At 35.0% G+C, this 21080-nt stretch carries 17 protein-coding genes and 1 tRNA gene; 15 read left to right on the forward strand and 3 right to left on the reverse strand.

Annotation, left to right across the window (positions count from 1 at the left end; all coding sequences use genetic code 11):
- Window positions 1-123 precede the first annotated feature (123 nt).
- From secA to whiA, 15 genes are all read left to right on the forward strand, one after another.
- Window positions 124-2490, forward strand: a complete 2367-nt coding sequence (secA, locus tag ACQW5G_RS06420) for a preprotein translocase subunit SecA (protein WP_429970648.1) — start codon at window positions 124-126, stop codon at window positions 2488-2490.
- Window positions 2491-2537: 47 nt separating this feature from the next.
- A protein-coding gene (gene prfB, locus ACQW5G_RS06425) for a peptide chain release factor 2 (protein ID WP_429970649.1) occupies window positions 2538-3648 on the forward strand; the annotation gives its coding sequence in 2 pieces (ribosomal slippage) (window positions 2538-2609 and window positions 2611-3648; 1110 coding nt in all).
- Between the two features lie 16 nt (window positions 3649-3664).
- A complete protein-coding gene (locus ACQW5G_RS06430) occupies window positions 3665-4819 on the forward strand; it encodes a PDZ domain-containing protein (protein ID WP_429970650.1) in 1155 nt (384 codons plus the stop codon).
- 52 nt (window positions 4820-4871) lie between these two features.
- On the forward strand, window positions 4872-5216 hold the full coding sequence (locus tag ACQW5G_RS06435) for a phage holin family protein (RefSeq protein ID WP_429970651.1): 345 nt from the start codon (window positions 4872-4874) through the stop codon (window positions 5214-5216).
- Between the two features lie 38 nt (window positions 5217-5254).
- The gene (hprK, locus tag ACQW5G_RS06440) at window positions 5255-6217 is read left to right on the forward strand and encodes an HPr(Ser) kinase/phosphatase (RefSeq protein ID WP_429970652.1); all 963 of its coding nucleotides are present in this window, start codon (window positions 5255-5257) and stop codon (window positions 6215-6217) included.
- Complete coding sequence (gene lgt, locus ACQW5G_RS06445; RefSeq protein ID WP_429971898.1) at window positions 6214-7032, forward strand: prolipoprotein diacylglyceryl transferase; 819 nt, start codon at window positions 6214-6216, stop codon at window positions 7030-7032. Before hprK ends, lgt begins: the two co-directional genes overlap by 4 nt.
- Window positions 7033-7042: 10 nt before the next feature.
- Window positions 7043-8059 carry an NAD(P)H-dependent glycerol-3-phosphate dehydrogenase gene (locus ACQW5G_RS06450; protein WP_429970653.1) on the forward strand — a complete coding sequence of 339 codons (1017 nt, stop codon included), beginning with the start codon at window positions 7043-7045 and terminating at the stop codon, window positions 8057-8059.
- 20 nt (window positions 8060-8079) lie between these two features.
- Window positions 8080-8958 (forward strand): UTP--glucose-1-phosphate uridylyltransferase GalU, encoded by an 879-nt coding sequence (gene galU / locus ACQW5G_RS06455; RefSeq protein WP_429970654.1) that lies wholly within the window; start codon window positions 8080-8082, stop codon window positions 8956-8958.
- A gap of 115 nt (window positions 8959-9073) precedes the next feature.
- Window positions 9074-9580 carry a thiol peroxidase gene (locus tag ACQW5G_RS06460; RefSeq protein ID WP_429970655.1) on the forward strand — a complete coding sequence of 169 codons (507 nt, stop codon included), beginning with the start codon at window positions 9074-9076 and terminating at the stop codon, window positions 9578-9580.
- A gap of 13 nt (window positions 9581-9593) precedes the next feature.
- The gene (gene trxB / locus ACQW5G_RS06465) at window positions 9594-10526 is read left to right on the forward strand and encodes a thioredoxin-disulfide reductase (RefSeq protein ID WP_429970656.1); all 933 of its coding nucleotides are present in this window, start codon (window positions 9594-9596) and stop codon (window positions 10524-10526) included.
- Between the two features lie 129 nt (window positions 10527-10655).
- Entirely contained in the window at window positions 10656-12662 is a 2007-nt protein-coding gene (uvrB, locus tag ACQW5G_RS06470) for an excinuclease ABC subunit UvrB (RefSeq protein ID WP_429970657.1), read from the forward strand.
- A 12-nt stretch (window positions 12663-12674) separates the two neighbouring features.
- The gene (uvrA, locus tag ACQW5G_RS06475) at window positions 12675-15530 is read left to right on the forward strand and encodes an excinuclease ABC subunit UvrA (protein ID WP_429970658.1); all 2856 of its coding nucleotides are present in this window, start codon (window positions 12675-12677) and stop codon (window positions 15528-15530) included.
- A gap of 91 nt (window positions 15531-15621) precedes the next feature.
- Window positions 15622-16500 carry an RNase adapter RapZ gene (rapZ, locus tag ACQW5G_RS06480; RefSeq protein ID WP_429970659.1) on the forward strand — a complete coding sequence of 293 codons (879 nt, stop codon included), beginning with the start codon at window positions 15622-15624 and terminating at the stop codon, window positions 16498-16500.
- Window positions 16501-16503: 3 nt separating this feature from the next.
- On the forward strand, window positions 16504-17508 hold the full coding sequence (locus tag ACQW5G_RS06485) for a gluconeogenesis factor YvcK family protein (protein ID WP_429971899.1): 1005 nt from the start codon (window positions 16504-16506) through the stop codon (window positions 17506-17508).
- 14 nt (window positions 17509-17522) lie between these two features.
- Window positions 17523-18455, forward strand: a complete 933-nt coding sequence (whiA, locus tag ACQW5G_RS06490) for a DNA-binding protein WhiA (protein ID WP_429970660.1) — start codon at window positions 17523-17525, stop codon at window positions 18453-18455.
- A 48-nt stretch (window positions 18456-18503) separates the two neighbouring features.
- Here the strand turns inward: whiA and clpP are convergent, their stop codons facing one another.
- The 3 genes from clpP to ACQW5G_RS06505 form a co-directional block, all read right to left on the reverse strand.
- Window positions 18504-19124 (reverse strand): ATP-dependent Clp endopeptidase proteolytic subunit ClpP, encoded by a 621-nt coding sequence (clpP, locus tag ACQW5G_RS06495; protein WP_429971900.1) that lies wholly within the window; start codon window positions 19122-19124, stop codon window positions 18504-18506.
- Window positions 19125-19174: 50 nt separating this feature from the next.
- Complete coding sequence (locus tag ACQW5G_RS06500) at window positions 19175-20779, reverse strand: YfhO family protein (protein ID WP_429970661.1); 1605 nt, start codon at window positions 20777-20779, stop codon at window positions 19175-19177.
- A 156-nt stretch (window positions 20780-20935) separates the two neighbouring features.
- Window positions 20936-21007 (reverse strand) — tRNA-Arg (locus tag ACQW5G_RS06505).
- Between the last annotated feature and the right edge of the window lie 73 nt (window positions 21008-21080).

Below are 21080 nucleotides of genomic sequence, written 5' to 3' on the forward strand. Positions count from 1 at the left end.
GAGATTTATTTATAAATCTCCTTTTTTGTAGTAAGCAACGTTTTTAATTAGGTCCATATAATGGTAGAATTGAACCTATCTAACAAATAATGATTAAATCGTACTATTAGGAGAGAATCATAGATGGCGACTAATGTTTTAAAAAAATGGGTTGAAAGCGACAAACGTCGTGTTAAACAACTCGGTAAAATCGCTGACCGTGTGAGTGCATACTCAGACGAATACAGCAAATTAACAGATGAACAATTACAAGCAAAAACAGCTGAATTCAAAAAACGTTATGCAGATGGTGAATCATTAGATGATTTACTTCCAGAAGCATTTGCGGTAGCCCGTGAAGGTGCCAGCCGTGTCCTTGGTTTGCGACCATTTAAAGTTCAAATCATGGGTGGAATTGTACTTCATGAAGGTAATATTGCTGAAATGAAAACTGGTGAAGGTAAAACTTTGACCGCTACGATGCCTGTTTACTTGAATGCACTTTCAGGTAAAGGAGTGCACGTGGTTACAGTTAACGAATACCTTTCAGAACGTGATGCAGAACAAATGGGACAACTCTATAATTGGCTTGGCCTAACTGTTGGAGTTAACAAAGCAGACATGAGCCCTGAAGAAAAACGGGCCGCTTATAACGCTGATATCACATATTCAACTAACAGTGAAATTGGGTTTGATTACCTTCGTGATAACATGGTGGTTTACCAAGAAGACCGTGTTCAACGCCCATTAAACTTTGCCTTAGTCGATGAAGTAGATTCAATTTTAATTGATGAAGCTCGTACTCCATTGATTATTTCTGGACAAGCTCGTGGTGCCAACGAAATGTACAAACAAGCTGACCGATTCGCTAAGACTTTAAATGCTACTACTGATTATAAAGTCGATCTTGAAACGAAGACTGTTTCACTAACTGAAGAAGGTATCCGTAAAGCTGACAAGTTCTTTAACTTGAAGAATATTTATGATACTGACAACACTGCTTTAACTCATCATATTGACCAAGCTCTACGTGCTAATTACGTGATGGAACTTGATAAAGATTACGTGGTTAAAGATGATGAAGTCTTAATCGTTGATTCATTTACTGGTCGGATTATGGATGGTCGTCGTTTCTCAGATGGTCTTCACCAAGCATTGGAAGCTAAAGAAGGCGTTACCATTCAAGAAGAAAGTAAGACAATGGCTAACATCACTTACCAAAACTTGTTTAGACGTTACCGTAAACTTGCTGGAATGACTGGAACTGCTAAGACAGAACAAGAAGAATTCCGTGAAATTTACAATATGAATGCGGTTTCAATTCCAACTAACAAACCAGTTGTCAGAATTGATGAATCAGATGTGCTTTACCCAACATTACAATCAAAATTTGATGCCGTAATTAATAAAGTTAAAGATTTACACAAAAAAGGTCAACCAATCTTATTAGGTACTGTGGCGGTTGAAACTTCAGAATACCTTTCGCAACGTTTAGACCAAGAAAAAATTCCTCACGTGGTCTTAAATGCTAAGAACCATGCTAGAGAAGCTGATATTGTTGCTAATGCTGGGCAAAAAGGAGCAGTTACGATTGCTACCAACATGGCCGGTCGTGGTACTGATATCAAACTTGGACCTGGTGTGATTGAAGTTGGGGGACTTGCAGTTATTGGAACTGAACGTCATGAATCACGAAGAATTGATAATCAACTTCGGGGACGTGCCGGTCGTCAAGGTGATCCTGGTTATTCACAATTTTATCTCTCACTTGAAGATGATTTGATGCGTCGTTTCGGATCAGACAGAATTAAAAACGTGTTGAAGACGCTTAAAGTTGAAGATGATGATGCTGTAATCCGTAGTCGTATGATTACGAAACAAGTTGAATCAGCTCAAAAACGAGTTGAAGGTAATAACTACGATTCACGTAAGAACGTTTTGAAATACGATAACGTTATGTCAGAACAACGTGATGTTATTTACGGTGAACGGAACCGTGTGATTGAAGAAAACAAATCATTGAAATGGGTTATTATGCCAATGATAAAACGGACTATTGACCACATTGTTGATTTACACACTCAGGGTGATCAAAAAGATTGGAATCTTCAAACGATTCTTGATTTTGCTACTAGTTCATTAGTTAGTCCTAATGATATTGATTTAGATAATCTTCAAGGCAAAAGTGCTCAAGAAATTAAAGATTACCTATTTGGCCTAGCTGAAAAGCAATATGCCGAAAAAGAAAAAGAATTAAAAGATCCAGCCCAATTACTAGAATTCGAAAAAGTTGTTATTTTACGAGTTGTAGATACACATTGGACTGACCATATTGATGCCATGGATCAACTCCGTGAATCAATTGGTCTTCGTGGATATGGTCAATTGAATCCATTAGTTGAATATCAACGTGAAGGATCACGGATGTTCGAAGAGATGGTTGCTGATATTGATTATGGGGTAACTCGTTTATTCATGAAAGCTGAAATTAGACAAAACATTCAAAGATAAAAAATGGAGAACGTGATGTTCTCCTTTTTTTGAGCGGAGGAATACCTGTGGAATTAAGTGAACAAAAAGCAAAAGTTGCTGAAATAAAAAAAGATATCGATGACTTTAGGGGGTCTCTTTGACTTAGACCGTCTGAATGAATCAATTTCGATTAACGAAGGAAAAATGGCTGAACCAGGTTTTTGGAATGATCAAAAAAAGGCCCAAAAAGTTATTGATGAAAATAATGCATTAAAAGCTAAATATGATATCTTTCATCAATTAGTGACTGGATATGAAGATCTAGAGGTAACTTTAGATTTGATTACTACTGAAGACGATGAAGATTTAGAAAATGACTTTAATGAAACATTGGCTAAAGTAGAAAAGCATGTGCAAGATTACAAATTGAATTTACTTTTAAACGGTAAATACGATAAGAATAATGCCATTGTCGAAATTCATCCAGGAGCTGGTGGAACTGAAGCAGAAGACTGGGCTGATATGTTACTTCGTATGTATACTCGTTGGGCTGATCAAAATGGTTTCAAAGTTGAAGTTGATGATTATCAACCTGGTGAAGTTGCCGGAATTAGTAGTGTGACTTTCACTGTTTCTGGGCATAATGCATATGGGTACTTAAAATCAGAAAAGGGAATTCATCGTTTAGTTCGCTTATCTCCATTTGATTCAGCAGGTCGTCGTCATACTTCTTTTGCGTCGGTAAATGTCATGCCAGAACTAGATGAAACTGTGAATGTGGATATCAATCCCGATGATTTACGAGTGGATGTTTTCCGTTCTAGTGGTGCTGGTGGGCAACATATTAATAAAACTTCATCAGCTGTCCGAATTACTCATTTACCAACTGGAATTGTAACCTCTAGTCAGGCACAACGTTCTCAACTTCAAAATAGAGTCACTGCGATGAATATGTTAAAATCAAAGTTGTATGAATTAGAAGAAGAAAAGAAAGCCGAAGAAAAAGCTAAAATCGAGGGTAAGCAACTCGAGATTGGCTGGGGATCTCAAATTCGTTCTTATGTGTTCCATCCTTATACAATGGTTAAAGATCATCGGACTGGACACGAAACTGCCAATGGAAAAGCCGTGATGGATGGGGATTTGAATCCATTTATTAATGACTATTTGCAATGGAAGTTAAAACAAAATAACTAATTAAAGGTGACGAATTATGGAATTAGCAGTTAACATTTTATTTTTCTTTATCATGCCAGTATTTTGGCTTGGTTTGATTAGAACATATTTAACTTATCGAAGACGAGTTACTCGTGAACGTAAGCTATTCGAAAGTGCGATTAATCCACATCACACTGAGATGAGAACTTTTGCAATTGCATTAGTTGTCTTAGGAATTGTTGGATCATTTCTTTCATCAATTTTAGGAATTGAAGTTAATTATTCGTGGATTTTCTTATACGAAACTTTAGCAACCATTGCTTTATTAATTCCGGGACTAATGTTTCCATTTACCATTTTGATTATCACAGTATTAGTGATGTTCTTCTTTGGAGATCAATTCTTGTACTTGATTCTTTCATGGAATTTCTCTAATTTCTTGCCAGAACACACTGGCTTGAACATGAACTTTTTAGCCTTGATTACGGTAATCATGATGCTTAATTACTTATTCTTAAAATTAAACATCAAGTCTGTCAATTCACCAGTTATCCAAAAAAATATTCGTGGTAACAAAGTTGCATCATATATTTTTGATAAGTTAACCGTAGTACCATTGGTATTATTTGTACCTGGTGATTTATTCAACAGTACCAGTGCTTTTTGGCCAATCTTTAAGATTTTTGGAGTTAAATTGTCAATTTTAGTAGTACCAATTTTGATTGGATTCAACTTCAAATTCATGGGACAAATGCCAGCAAAGATTATGAAACGGATGGCTAATTCAATTGGTTGGTTATTCTGGTTGAGTTTAGGTCTTACAATTGATGCCTTTGTTTGGAAGAATGCGTTATTTGATGTAATTGCGGTTGCAATTATTGGGATATCCTACTTTATGGTGCTTCGTCATTTTAAGAAGATTGATGAAAATGATAAAGCAGTTGAACATTCAGTTGATGGAATCCGCGTTTTAGGGGTTAAAGAAAATACTCCAGCTAGCAAAATGGGCCTTAAAGTGGGTGATTTGATCCAAGAAGTTAACGGACATGAAGTTCGAAATGATGATCAATTATACAAAGCCTTACAAAGTAACCCGACTTATTGTCGTTTGAAAATTAAAAACCGTGACGGTCGTTTGGAATTGAAAGAAGCTGCAATTTTTGCGGATGCTCCTCATGAAATTGGAATCGTTACATTTCCCAGTAAATAAGAAAGATGCCTGAGAGGGCTCTTTTTTTATTAGATTATTTAGGAGTTACAATATGAAATTTTTTAGTCGAATTTTAATTAATTTTATTTTATTTATGGCCTTTTCGGGGCTTTTTCCTGCTCAGTTCTTTTTAGGAAATTGGACGGTCGCATTGGCAGCATCATTAGTTTTGACAATTTTAGAAATTTTTATCAAACCAATTTTGTCATTATTATTTTTACCAATTAATTTATTAACGTTTGGATTATTCAATTTAGTAATTAATGCGGTGATTTTAGAACTAACATCATGGTTTATGGGCAGTGATTTCCATTTTTCATCATTTAGTGCTGTTTTTATTATTTCACTATTGATGTCACTATGTAACTATATTATTACTAGCTATTTCAGAGACTAAAAGTGTTAATATTAAATTAAACCAGAGGGGGATTTCTCATGCCAAAAAGTGTTAGCGTAAAAGAACTTGTTGATAATACTCATCTTAGTGTCTTTTGGGGTAAAGAATATTTAGATCGTCCCATTACTACTAGTGATATTTCTCGTCCAGGACTTGAATTAACTGGCTATTTTGATTATTATCCATCAGAAAGAATTCAATTATTAGGAATTACTGAAACATCATTTGCTAAGCATTTGAGTGAAAAAGATTTAACTGAAGATATGACTAAAATGTGTCAACCAGACACACCAGCATTTGTAATTTCAACTGATATTGAACCACCAATTGAATTAGTTAAGGCTTGTAAAAAGGCCCATATTCCAATTTTAGAATCAAAATTGAACACATCTCGTGTTTTAAGTAATATGACTGACTTTTTGGAAGCTAAACTTGCTCCCCGTAAGTCAATTCATGGAGTTTTAGTCGAAGTATATGGACTTGGGGTCTTAATTACTGGAGATTCTGGAATTGGTAAAAGTGAAACAGCGCTAGAATTAGTTAAGCGTGGACATCGTTTAATTGCAGATGATCGAGTAGAAGTTTACCAACAAGATGAACAAGCTTTAATTGGAACTGCACCTAAAATTTTAAGTCATTTGCTTGAAATCCGTGGAATTGGAATTATCAATGTTATGACATTATTTGGTGCTGGAGCAGTTCGTTCTGAAACTAAAGTTGATTTAATTGTCCATTTGGATATTTGGGATAAAGATACAAAATACGATCGTCTTGGGACTGATAATGATTCTGTACAAATCTTTGATGTCGATGTTAAACAATTAAACATTCCAGTTAAACCAGGTCGTAACTTAGCAATTATCATCGAAACTGCTGCAATGAACTTTAGAGCTAATTCAATGGGCTATAATGCAATGGATACTTTTGATAATGAATTAAATACTTTAATTCAAGATAATGGTAAACGTGATAGTGCTGAAATGAAGAAGGGTGATAAATAGTGTTTAACTTGCTAACTCTAAATCCCGTGGCACTTAATTTAGGACCATTTCATATTCGGTGGTACGGAATTTTTATTGCTTCAGCTGTGTTAATTGCGGTTTATTTATCGATGAAAGAAGCCCGTCGCCAAAAATTAAGTGAAGACACGTTATATGATTTAATTTTATGGGCAATTCCAATTTCTATCATTTCCGCTCGTTGTTATTATGTGATTTTTCAATGGCCATACTATGCACAGCATCCTGATGAAATCATCGCAATTTGGGATGGTGGAATTGCGATTTATGGGGCCTTAATTGGTGGTGGAATCTTTATGTATTGGTTCTGCAAAAAACACGGTTTAAATATTTGGCAAATCTTTGATATTGCTGCACCAACCGTGATTATGGCACAAGGAATTGGTCGCTGGGGAAACTTTATGAATCAGGAAGCCTTCGGGGCAACTACTTCACTAAGCTTCTTAAAACATCTTCATTTGCCTAATTTTATTATTCAGCAAATGTTTGTGGATGGTTTTTATCGGCAACCAACCTTTTTATATGAATCACTTTGGGATTTGTCTGGATTTGCGCTATTGATGATTATGCGTCATTCTGATAAATTATTTAAGCGGGGAGAAATTTTTCTTACCTATGTAATGTGGTATTCATTTGGACGTTTCTTTACTGAAGGAATGCGGACAGATAGCTTAATGCTTGGCCCATTACGAATCTCTCAAATCTTATCAATTTTCTTGTTTTTTGGAGCAATGGGATTGATAATTTACCGACGTCACAAAGATACTAATCTAGCTTGGTATGATTACCAAAATTAAGGAGTAATAAATGTCTGATAAAATTGCAGTTTTAGGTGCTGGTTCATGGGGTAGTATGTTGGCTTACATTCTTCACCAAAATGGAAATGATGTTCGTCTATACGCACGTAACCCAGAACAAGTTGCTGAGTTTAATAACAAGCATACTAACTCACATTACCTCAAAGATTTTAAGTTTCCTGAATCAATGAAAGCTACTGATGATCTAGAAGCAGCTCTTGATGGTGTGGATGATATTTTGTTTATTGTTCCTTCACAAGCAACTCGCTCAGTTGCTAAAGTGGTTAACGAAATTTTAGATAAAAAGGATATCAAACCTTACATTATTCATGGTAGTAAAGGACTTGAAAAAGGAACTTTTGATCGAATTTCAACAGTGCTTGAAGAAGAAATTAGCCCAGAAAATCGCAAAACTGTTTCGGTAATTTCTGGTCCTAGCCAAGCTGAAGGGGTCGCACGGCATGATCCAACTTTGATTACTGTTGCTAGTGAAGATATGAAATCAGCTGAACATTTTCAAAATTTGTTTATGAATGACTATTTCCGTGTTTACACGAACAATGATATAATTGGAGTTGAAATTGGTGGAGCACTCAAGAATATCATTGCACTTGGTGCAGGTGCTCTATATGGCTTAGGTTATGGTGATAACGCTAAAGCCGCATTAATGACACGTGGGGTAGCTGAAGTTTCTCGTTTAGGAGTTTCATTTGGTGCCAACCCACTTACATTTACTGGACTTTCTGGAATGGGTGACGTAATTGTTACTGCTACTAGTAGTGACTCACGTAACTGGCGTGCCGGTTATCAATTAGGTAAAGGTAAGAAGCTCGATGAAATCGTTGCTGACATGGGTATGGTTATCGAGGGAATTGCTACGAGTGAAGCTGCCTATGACTTAGCAAAAGAACGTGGTGTAGAAATGCCAATTACTAATGCTATTCATTCTGTGTTAAATAATGAAGAAACCGTGAAAGATGCCATCGCTAAGTTAATGACTCGTGAAGGCCGCTCTGAAATCGGATAATACATAGGAGTGTATATATAATGAGAAAAGTTACAAAAGCAATTATTCCTGCTGCAGGTTTAGGAACTCGTTTCTTACCAGAAACTAAAGCCGTTCCTAAAGAAATGTTACCAATTGTTGATACCCCAACAATTCAATACATTGTAGAAGAAGCTAAGGCTTCAGGAATTACTGATTTAGCAATCGTTATTGGAAATGGTAAAGAAGCAATTGAAGATCATTTTTCTTCAAACTATTTACTTGAACAAAATCTTGAAATCAAAGGTAAGATGGACATGCTTGAAGCAGTTCAAAAGACTAACGATATGAATATTTACTTTATTCGTCAAGCTTATCCTAAAGGTTTAGGGGATGCAGTGTTAACTGCTAAGACTTTCGTTGGCAATGATCCTTTCGTTGTTATGCTTGGTGATGATTTGATGACTGATAAAGTTCCATTGACTCAACAATTAATTAATAGTTATGAAAAATCAGGTGCTTCAACTCTTGCAGTGATGCGTGTTCCTCATGAAGAAACCGTTAAATACGGTGTGATTGATCCAATCAAAGAAGTTCAACCAGGCATGTATGATGTTAAACAATTCGTTGAAAAGCCAGCGCCAGAAGATGCCCCTAGTGATTTAGCAATTATTGGTCGTTACTTGTTTACTCCAGAAATTATGGACGTCCTTGAAACTACTAAGCCAGGTAAAGGTAACGAAGTTCAATTAACTGATGCTATTGATACTTTGAACAAAACCCAAAATGTTTATGCTCATGAATTCAAAGGTGATCGTTTTGATACTGGTAACAAACTTAGCTGGTTAGAAACTAACATTGAGTTCGGTCTACGTCGTGATGATTTAAGCGATGACTTAAAATCATACATCATCGATTTAACTAACAAATTAGAAAAATAATTTACATAAAAAAAGATACTGCTAATCCAGTATCTTTTTTTAATCACATTACTAAACAATAGTAAGTAGATGTGGTAATATAATTGCAGTAAAGATATTTATAGGAGAAACGATTATGAAACTAACACTTGAAGGTAAAAATTTTGGCTGGATGATGGGAAACAAACAACCTAAAGTAGGAGACTTCTTACCAGAATTCACCTTACTTAATGATAAAGGTGAAACTGTAACTACTAAAGATTTAGAAGGACAATTAACTTTATTAAGTGTTGTTCCAAGTCTTACAACTGATGTATGTAGCATTGAAACAGGTCACTTTAACAAAGTGGCTAGTGACTACAAAAACATCAAATTTATCACTGTTTCAAATGATCCAATCTCAGCACAAAAAAATTGGTGTTCCGCACATGATGCCGATGGCATGGAAATCTTATCAGATGCTAATGGCTCATTTGGTAAAGCAATGCACTTGTACATTCCATTCTTTAAACATCTTGCCAGAGTTGTCTACATTGTAGATGCAAGTGGTAAGATTATTTATGAACAAGTAGTTCATGAAGTATCTCATGAACCAAATTATGATTTGATTCTTGCAGAAATGAACAAATTAACAAACAAGTAAGGAGATCATTCTTATGACAAAAAAATATGATGTAATTGTTATTGGTGCTGGTCCTGCTGGAATGACAGCAGCTCTTTATGCATCTCGTGCTGAATTATCAGTATTGATGCTTGACCGCGGTGTCTATGGTGGTCAAATGAATAATACAGCTGAAATTGAAAACTATCCTGGTTTCAAATCAGTCCTAGGTCCAGACCTTTCTGAAAAGATGTACCAAAGTAGTACTCAATTTGGAGTTGAATACGGTTATGGTGAAGTAACTGGGATTGAAATTGATGGTGACAAACGAATCGTAAAAACTGCTGATGCTGAATATGAAGCTCCAGCAGTTGTGATTGCCTCAGGTTCTGAATACCGGAAGCTTGGTGCTCCAGGTGAAGCAGAATATGGTGGCCGTGGTGTTTCTTACTGTGCCGTTTGTGATGGTGCTTTCTTTAAGGGTGAAAATGTCATCGTTGTTGGCGGGGGAGATTCTGCCATTCAAGAAGCAACTTATCTTGCCAATATCGCAGCTAAAGTAACGGTTGTTCACCGTCGTGACCAATTACGTGCTCAACGTATTTTACAAGAACGGGCATTTGCACGTGACAACATTGATTTCATTTGGAATAGTAATGTTGAAGAAATCATGGGTGATGATAAAAAAGTTACTGGTGTAAAGATTATTAATAATCAAACTGGAATCGAAACAGAAGTTCCAGCTGCTGGAGTTTTTGTTTATGTTGGTATTTTACCAATGACAGAAGCTTTCAGAAACATTGGTATTACCGACGAAGCTGGTTGGATTGATACTAACGACTTAATGGAAACTAAGGTTCCTGGAATCTTTGCCGTTGGTGACGTTCGTAAGAAACATCTTCGTCAAATTACTACTGCAGTTGGTGATGGTGGTCTTGCCGGCCAAGGTGTTTTTGATTACGTTGAAAGCATTAAATCAAAAAAATAATTTAAATTGAGAAGTAGTTTTCGGACTGCTTCTTTTTTTATTGCCTTTTGTTTTGCGAAAGTATGTTCGTATGCTAAGATAATATTAATATAGGGTAATTCCCACTACGAATTGAAAAAGAGGTACAAAATGGTTACAAAATCACACAAAAAATTTGATTTAGTATCAAAATACAAACCTACTGGTGATCAACCTAAAGCAATTAAGACTTTGGATGATGGTTTAGCGGCAGGGGATAAAGAACAAACTTTACTTGGTGCAACCGGTACTGGTAAAACATTTACCATGGCTAATGTTATTAAAGACCAAAATCGTCCAACTTTAGTTTTAGCTCATAATAAAACTTTAGCTGGTCAATTATATACAGAACTAAAAAAATTCTTCCCCAATAATGCGGTTGAATACTTTGTTAGTTACTATGATTATTACCAACCAGAAGCATATGTGCCATCAAGTGACACATACATTGAAAAAGATGCTTCAATTAATGATGAAATTGACCAACTTCGTCATGCTGCTACTAGTGCATTACTTTCACGAAATGATGTAATTGTGGTAGCTTCAGTTTCATCAATCTTTGGATTAGGTAGTCCAAAAGAATACCAAGATCATACCGTTACATTACACGTTGGTGAAGAAATGGAACGAGATGTCCTATTACGGAAGCTCGTTAATATTCAATTTACCCGGAATGATATCGACTTTGATCGTGGTCGTTTTCGTGTGCATGGAGATACTGTCGAGGTATTCCCAGCATCAGGTACGCAAAATGCTTATCGAATTGAATTTTTCGGTGATGAAATTGATAAAATTACTCAAGTTAATACCTTAACTGGAGAAGTTTTAGGTAATCCAGAACAAGTAACATTATTCCCAGCTACTCATTTCTTAACCAATGATGAAACTATGGCTGTTGCATTACCTGAAATTAAAGCTGATATGGATAAACAAGTTGCTGCGATGGAAAAAGAAGGAAAACTTCTTGAAGCTCAACGACTAAAACAACGTACGACTTATGATATCGAAATGATGAAAGAAATGGGATATACCACTGGGATTGAAAATTATTCTCGTTATATGGACCGGCGTAAACCAGGGGAACCACCATACACATTATTAGATTTCTTTCCTAAAGATTTCTTGATGTTTGTTGATGAATCTCACCAAACTCTTCCTCAAGTTCATGGAATGATTAAAGGTGATAAAGCCCGGAAAAAGATGTTAATTGATTACGGCTTTAGATTACCTAGTTCATATGATAACCGTCCGCTTGACTTTGAAGAATTTGAAAAACATATTCACCAAGTTATTTACATGTCAGCTACTCCTGGTGATTATGAATTAAAACACAGTAGTCAAATTGCTGAACAAATTATTCGTCCTACTGGATTGTTGGATCCAACTGTTGAAGTTCGTCCTACTAAAGATCAAATGGATGATTTGGTTGGGGAAATTAACGAACGAATTAAGAAAAATCAACGGACTTTTGTTACGACATTGACAAAGAAAATGTCAGAAGATTTAACTGATTACTTGAAAGATTTAGGAATCAAGGTTCGTTATCTTCACAGTGATATCAAGACTTTGGAACGAACAAGAATTATTCGTGACTTACGTTTAGGTAAGTTTGATGTTTTAGTTGGAATTAACTTACTTCGTGAAGGTATTGATGTACCCGAAGTTTCTTTAGTTGCGATTTTGGATGCTGATAAGGAAGGATTTTTACGTAATCCACGTTCCCTTATCCAAACAATTGGGCGTGCTGCTCGTAATGAAAATGGTCATGTAATTATGTATGCTGATCATGTGACTGATTCGATGCAAGCTGCGATGGATGAAACTGCTCGTCGTCGTAAAGTCCAAATGGAATACAATAAAGAACACGGAATTACACCTAAAACTATCATTAAGGCCATTCCCAAAGCTATTTCTGCTTACAAACAAGACGAAGATGATAAATACAATAAGAAGAATCCATTTGCCGAAACAGATTTCGACCAAATGAGTACTAAAGAACAAAATCAAATGATTAGAAACTTAAGTGATGAAATGCGTGAAGCAGCTAAACAATTAGACTTTGAACAAGCAGCATCACTTCGAGATACAATTAAGAAATTAAAAAAAGATATGAATTGAGGTGACTCTTAAATGGCAAATGACACCATTAAGATTAGGGGTGCTCGTGAACATAATTTAAAAAATGTTGACGTTGATATTCCTAAAAATAAATTAGTCGTCATGACTGGTTTATCTGGATCTGGTAAAAGTTCATTAGCTTTTGACACGCTTTATGCAGAAGGACAACGACGTTACGTTGAAAGTCTTTCATCATACGCTCGTCAATTTTTAGGACAAATGAACAAACCAGACGTTGATTCAATTGTGGGACTTAGTCCTGCAATTTCAATTGACCAAAAGACAACATCCAAAAACCCACGTTCAACAGTGGGAACGGTAACTGAGATTAATGATTACCTTCGTCTATTGTGGGCACGAGTTGGAACTCCAATTTGTCCTAATGACGGAACTGTAATCGAAAGCCAATCGGTCGATCAAATGATTGACCGTATTTTGGCGTTACCGGAAAGAACCAAATTACAAATTCTTTCACCAATTGTCCGTGATAAACGGGGACAACATAAAAAGATTTTTGACCAAATTAAACGAGAAGGTTTCGTTCGTGTCATCGTTGATGGTGAAATGCACGATATTTCTGATGATTTTGAATTAGACAAAAATAAACGTCATGATATTAGCATTGTGATTGATCGAATTGTCGTAAAAGATGGAATTAATTCCCGACTTTCTGATTCATTAGAAACAGCTCTTCGTTTAAGTGAAGGTTACGCTACAATTGATTTCTTAGGTAAACGAGAACCAATGTTGTTCTCTGAACACTATGCCTGTGCAATTTGTGGTTTTACCATTGGAAAATTAGAACCACGTCTTTTCTCATTTAACTCACCTCAAGGAGCATGTCCAGCTTGTGATGGTTTAGGAGTTAAGCTAGAAGTGGATAAAGATTTAGTTGTCCCTGATCCTAACAAAACGTTAAATGAAGGGGCAATTGAACCATGGAATCCAATCAGTTCTAAATACTATCCAGAGCTCTTAGAACAAGCAGCTAAGGCGTTTAAGATTGATATGGATACACCGTTCAAAAAATTACCGAAAAAGCAACGTGATTTATTGATGTACGGCTCAAAGGGCAAAGAATTTCATTTTCATTATCAAAATGATTTTGGTGGGATTCGGGATGTTGATGTTCCTTTTGAAGGAGTGATTAACAATATTGCTCGTCGTTTCAAAGAAACTAACAGTGAATACACCCGTGATCAAATGCGAAAGTTTATGCGTGAATTACCATGTCAAGTTTGTCATGGATATCGTTTAAACGAAGAAGCACTATCAGTTAAAATTGATGGTAAGAATATTGCTCAAGTTTGCGAAATGAACATTAAAGAAGAATTTGATTTCTTTAACCAAGTTAAATTTGGGGACAAAGATACAGCCATTGCCAAACCAGTGATTAAAGAAATTAAAGATCGATTGGATTTCTTATTGAATGTCGGATTAGGCTATTTAACGTTATCTCGTGCTGCTAGAACTTTATCTGGTGGAGAAGCCCAACGAATTCGATTAGCAACCCAAATTGGGTCTAATTTATCTGGAATTTTATATGTGCTTGATGAACCATCAATTGGACTTCATCAACGTGACAATGATCGATTGATTAAATCATTGAAAAAAATGCGTGATTTAGGCAACACCTTGGTCGTAGTTGAACATGATCATGATACTATGATGGCTGCTGATTATTTAGTTGATGTTGGTCCTGGAGCAGGTCAAGCCGGTGGTCGTATTATGGCAACTGGAACACCACAAGAAGTTGCTAAGGACCCTAACTCATTAACTGGACAATATTTATCTGGAAAGAAATTTATTCCAGTTCCTTTAAAACGTCGTAAAGGTAATGGTAAAAATATTACGATTAAAGGTGCTCAGGAAAATAATCTAAAGGATATTACGGTTAAGTTCCCATTGGGTGAATTTGACGTCGTTACTGGAGTTTCTGGTTCTGGTAAATCAACATTAGTTAACGATATTTTAAAACGGGCTTTAGCACAAAAATTAAACAATAATTCAGAAAAACCCGGTAAGTATAAATCCATTACTGGTTACAAAAACATTGAAAAATTGGTCAGTATTGACCAAAGTCCGATTGGTAGAACTCCTCGTAGTAATCCAGCCACTTATACTGGAGTATTCGATGATATTCGTGACTTATTTGCGAAAACTAACGAAGCACAACTTCGTGGTTACCAAAAAGGTCGTTTCAGTTTTAACATCAAAGGTGGACGTTGTGAAACCTGTCATGGTGACGGAATTTTGAAGATTGAAATGGATTTCTTGCCTGATGTGTATGTACCATGTGAAGTTTGTCATGGAAAACGTTACAATTCTGAAACCTTGGAAGTTCAATACAAGGGTAAAAACATTGCAGAGGTTTTAGACTTAACGGTTGATGAAGCTTTGGAATTCTTCAAAGCCATTCCAAAAATTACCCGGAAATTACAAACTATTTCAGATGTTGGACTTGGCTACGTTAAATTAGGTCAATCAGCAACCACCCTCTCTGGTGGGGAAGCACAACGGATGAAATTAGCTTCTGAATTACACAAACGTTCAACTGGTAAGAATTTCTACATTCTTGATGAACCAACTACTGGTTTGCATACAGATGATATTAAGAGATTGTTAGAAGTCTTACAAAAGTTAGTTGATGCGGGAAATACAATTTTAATCATTGAACATAATATGGCAGTGATTGAACAAGCTGATCATGTAATTGACTTAGGCCCTGATGGTGGTGACAAAGGTGGAACGGTTGTTGCAACTGGAACACCTGAAGAAATCACTGAAGTTCCCGAAAGCGTAACGGGAAAATACCTTAAACCAATTTTGGATAAAGATATTAAGCGGACTGAAGCTGCACAAAAATAATATTAAAGAGGAAATCGTTTAGCGATTTCCTCTTTTGTTTTATATGAAACGCCCGGTATGCTATACTTAGAAAAAGTTTGGAGGGATATCAATGGCACAAGATGATCAATTGGTAATCATTACAGGAATGAGTGGTGCGGGAAAGACCCGCGCAGTACAAACATTTGAAGATTTAGGCTACTTTTGCGTTGATAATTTACCACCAAATTTAATCTATAAATTTTCTGAATTAATCAGAACTTCACGAGAAATAAATAAAGTGGCACTTGTGATTGACTTACGTGCACCAGGTTCAGCAGATGATGTGGTGGATACGTTAGTTGAGATTGCTCACAATAATAACAAAAATGAAAATGTTATCTTTTTAGATGCGTCTGATGAAAAAATTGTGGCACGTTATGAAGAAACTCGTCGAGACCATCCGTTGGCTCGGAATGGACGTCTCATTGATGGAATTAAACAAGAACGAAAAGTGATGGAGCCGGTTAAAGAGGCTGCTAATTTAGTGATTGATACCACTGATTTAACGCCCAAAGAACTTCGTCAGGAAATTATTGATAAGTTTGAAAATAATGGAGTTGAACCATTTCACGTAGAATTAATGTCATTTGGATTTAAATATGGACTTCCGATTGATGCCGATATGGTATTTGATGTGCGTTTTCTAACTAATCCTTATTATGTGGAAAGTTTGCGTAATTTAACGGGGAAAGATAAGCCCGTTTACGATTATGTAATGAAACAAGAAGCTGCTAACGAGTACTTTGAAAAATTATATGATTTTATGAAGTTCCTTCTTCCTAAAATTCAAAGCACTTCGAAAGCCTGCGAAACAATTGCAATTGGCTGTACTGGAGGCCAGCATCGTTCGATTGCAATGACTGAACGATTAGGTGCAGCACTGAAAAAATTAGGGTTCCGTGTTAATATCACTCATCGTGAAATTAGCCGCTATAAAGGAGTCAAATAATTGATGGTGAATAGATTAGCTAAGCAAATTAGTCGACCAAAAATGGTCGTAATTGGTGGGGGAACCGGACTGCCAGTTATTTTGCGAAATTTAAAAAAGCGTGATGTTGATATCACAGCAGTAGTTACCGTTGCAGATGATGGTGGTTCTTCTGGTATTTTAAGAAATTACATTAATGTTTTACCACCTGGTGATATTCGCAACGTTCTGGTCAGTTTATCCAATTTACCCCAAGTTGATTTGGATATTTTTCAATATCGGTTTAAATCCACCGATAAATTTTTATCAGGACATGCGATTGGTAATTTAATTATTACTGCATTATCAGAAATGGAAGACGGTTTTTTTGACGCAGTTCAAATGTTGACCCGCATGATGAAAGTTGACGGTCATGTTTATCCAGTCTGTGATGAAACTTTGGAATTGAACGCTGAATTTACTGATGGTACAACAATGTCAGGTGAGTCAGAAATTACGCATGCTGATAAGATGATTAAACGAGTATGGGTTGAATCAGCTAATAATAAAGATAAACCAGAAGCCGTTCCAGCGGTGATTGATGCAATTATGAATGCTGACCAAATTGTGCTTGGACCTGGGAGCTTATATACCAGTATTTTGCCTAATTTGATGGTTTCTAACGTTGGTGAGGCAGTAAAAAAAACACAAGCGGAAGTCGTTTATATTTGTAATATTATGACCCAACGGGGTGAAACAACTAATTTTACGGATGCCGATCACGTTCGTGTTTTAGACCGTCAGTTAGGCAGTCATTTTGTTGATACTGTTTTAGTAAATAATCAACCAGTTCCAGAAGCATACATAGATCGTCAACGCTGGAGTGACGAAGCTGAACCAGTAACACCAGATTATCGAGGATTAAAAGAACTTGGCTGTCGGGTGATTTCTTCAGATTTTTTGCAGCTTCGTGATCATGGTGCATTTCATAATGGTGAGTTAGTGACGAATGAATTAATTCGACTCTTAGGACAACCAAAACTTAAATAATAGGAGTTGCTTTAATGTCGTATGCAAGTGAAGTAAAAAAAGAATTGACTAATTTAGAAGTTCATCGGGCAAATGCCAAAGCTGAATTAATGGCATTGATTCGGATGAACGGAACTTTGAAAATTTCCAATGGTAAACTCTCTTTGGAATTTCAATCAGAAAATTCAGCCATTTCTCGTCGAGTTTATAGTTTGCTACTTAAATTTTATAAGGTAGAAGCAAATGTGATTGTGCGACGTAAAATGAAATTAAAAAAGAATAACTTATACATTGTACGTTTGAATCAAAATGTTAGAGAAATTCTTGAAGATTTAGGAATTTTTGATGGGGGACAAATTCTTGAACGAGTTCCTGTAGAATTATTAAAAGATGACATGCAAGTTCGTTCGTACTTACGGGGAGCTTTTTTAGCGGGGGGATCAGTTAATAATCCCGAAACTTCTCGTTATCATCTGGAAATTTATTCACTATATGGTGATCATAATCAGATGATGGCTGAAATGATGAATAAATATAACCTTGGTGCCAAAGAAACAGCCCGGCGTAGTGGGTACATTGTTTATATTAAGGAAGCCGAAAAGATTGCAGATTTTCTTCAGTTAATTGGAGCAACCAATTCCATGTTGAAATTCGAAGATATTCGTATTGTTCGCGATATGCGAAATTCAGTTAATCGATTAGTAAATTGTGAAAATGCCAATATGAACAAGGTGGCAAATGCGTCGACGAAACAAATTGAAAACATTAAATTCATTGAAAATAATATGGGCTTAGATAGTTTGCCTAAAAAATTACGTGATGTGGCGATTACGCGGATGAAAAACCAAGAGGTTAGTTTAAAAGAATTAGGGGAAATCATTCCCGATGGACCAATCTCTAAATCTGGTGTTAATCATCGTCTTCATAAAATTAATGATATTGCTGATAAATTACGTGAAAATGTATAAAAAAAGAGAAACTTCAAATTTGAAGTTTCTCTTTTTATTTAGGATAAATTATTTTTTATCTTTACTGTTAGTCATAATACCATCGATCAAACCATAATCAACAGCTTCTTGAGCTGATAAGTAGTTGTCACGTTCAGTATCACGATCAATCTTTTCAAGTGGTTGACCTGAATGTTCAGCCAATAACTTATTAATCATCTTACGAGCTTTAAGGATTTCCTTAGCTGCAATTTCGATTTCAGTTTGTTGACCTTGTGCTCCACCAGAAGGTTGGTGAATCATAACTTGGGCGTGTGGCAAGGCAAATCTCTTACCTTTTGTACCGGCAGTAGCAAGTACAGAAGCCATTGAGGCAGCCATTCCCATTACGATAGTTTGAACATCAGATTTGATGAAGTTCATAGTATCGTAAATAGCCATACCAGAAGTGATAACACCACCTGGTGAGTTAATGTATAAGTAAATATCTTTGTCTGAATCTTGGGCATCTAGGAATAATAATTGGGCAATGATTGCATTGGCCATGTTATCTTCGATTTCACCAGAAAGCATAATAATGCGATCTTTTAAAAGTCGTGAGTAGATGTCATATGCGCGTTCACCTTGTGGTGAGTTTTCAACAACAGTTGGAACTAAAGGCATAATATCTTCCTCTTTTCTATTATTAATATTGAATATCTGAATTCATGGTTTCATCTTATAATATTGGTCAACCAAGGTCAATTATTTGTATTTGAAAAATGATTTTTTTTAATAATATAAGTAATTAATGAGATAAAAGTTAATAAACTAATAAGAATACCAATTAATGTTAGTAAGGTCTTTTTATATATTAATGTAATTTTGTTTATTCCATGTTTAATTGGAATTGAAATCAAATGATGTTTATCAACACTTATTGGGACCTCTTTATTATTAACCAGTGCATGATATCCAGGATAGTAAATGTTAGGTAAATTAATATTAGTATCCTTATTTTTATTATTAATAGTATATTCAATTCTATTATATGATGTTTTCCAATTTCTTTGTGTTATCTGTTTTTTTGAATTGGACTTTGGAATAGAATGAGCGAAAAGAAGGTCTGTAACATTAGACCCATCATTTTCGGGAATGTAATCAATTACATTTGATGATGATTCAATTTTTTCAAAGTTTTCTTTATTTATATATATTGAATTATTTGCAGTTGGATTATGTTTAAATTGCATATTCAATGTCAATACACTAGAAACAGATACTAAAATAGTACCGATTAGTAAAAGATATTTTGTTTTTATTTTAAAGTTCTTAATTAATTGTCCAGCAATAAATGCTACTAACAAGTTGATAAGTGTAGAAAATCTCCATGGACATTGTAGGAATTTTAAATAGTTTTGGAATACATCCCACGGAAATTGATTTGAACTGATAAAAACAAAAGCAAGTGTAACTAGAACTAGATATTTTGTGAATGAATTTAATTTTTTCCAGTATATGAATGAGAGAATTAAAATAATAGGCTCTATAATTCCAAAGCGATTAGTTAACATATCTGAAAAATTATTTGTATATTGACTGAGCTGGAAAATATGAATGCTTATACTACCTAAGCTTTTATAATTTTGGAAAAGTGTAATTATATCAAATATAGATAATCCAAATGCTGTAATTCCAGCTATTAGTAGATATTTAAGTCTTAAAAGACCTTCATTATTTTTATTAATGATCAAAAATCCGCATGATATTAATATAAAAAATAAAAATAATGTAAATGTTACTATATGGGTTAAAACAAGCAAAGCCATTGCAAAAGATAAGATATACCATTTTTTGTAATTTCCTACCATAATTTGATAAAGACCGTATAAACAAATGGGAATTACGATAAATGCCAGATTTTCACCAAAGTCACGACCCTCAAACATATCATAAGTAATCCATGGACAGCATCCATATATTACAGCAGAAAAAATTCCAGCAATTTTACTTTTGGTGATTTTATATGAAGCTATATACATTGAACTAAAAATCGCTATGTATATAATCACTAAAAATATTAAGTATGATGCATACGCACTATGTATTAAAAGATGAATGAAAACAAATGGTAACATCATATACAATGGATAAAATGAATTAATTGGAAGCCCAAATGATCCAAATGTTTTAGTGTTAATATCAGGAATTAAATGGAATATATTTCCATTATTTATCTGAAAGTAACTTTCATAAGCCCGACTTAAATGAAAATTCATATCATTTAAAGAAACAACTGGTTTTCCAAAAGCATATGGTGAAACTAAAAAAATACTTAAAAAAACAAATGAAAAAAATATTATCAAATTACTATATTTTGATATTTTGATATTTTGATATTTTGATATTTTGATATTTTGATATCTGCATGTGAAATTCTCCTCAATGTGTATAAAAATTTTTAACTATAAATAAAAAGATCATTGAATTTTGATTCAAATGATCTTTGTTATTTATTTTGATGCATCCCGAGGGAGTCGAACTCTCATCTCAAGAACCGGAATCTTACGTGCTATCCATTACACTAGGGATGCAAAGTACATCTTTAATATTAAGTTATTTCTTGAAAATATTCAATAGCTCATTGCAAACAGTGTATTTTATTTG

Source organism: Fructilactobacillus sp. Tb1, assembly GCF_050500285.1.
In the GTDB taxonomy this organism is placed as follows: domain Bacteria; phylum Bacillota; class Bacilli; order Lactobacillales; family Lactobacillaceae; genus Fructilactobacillus.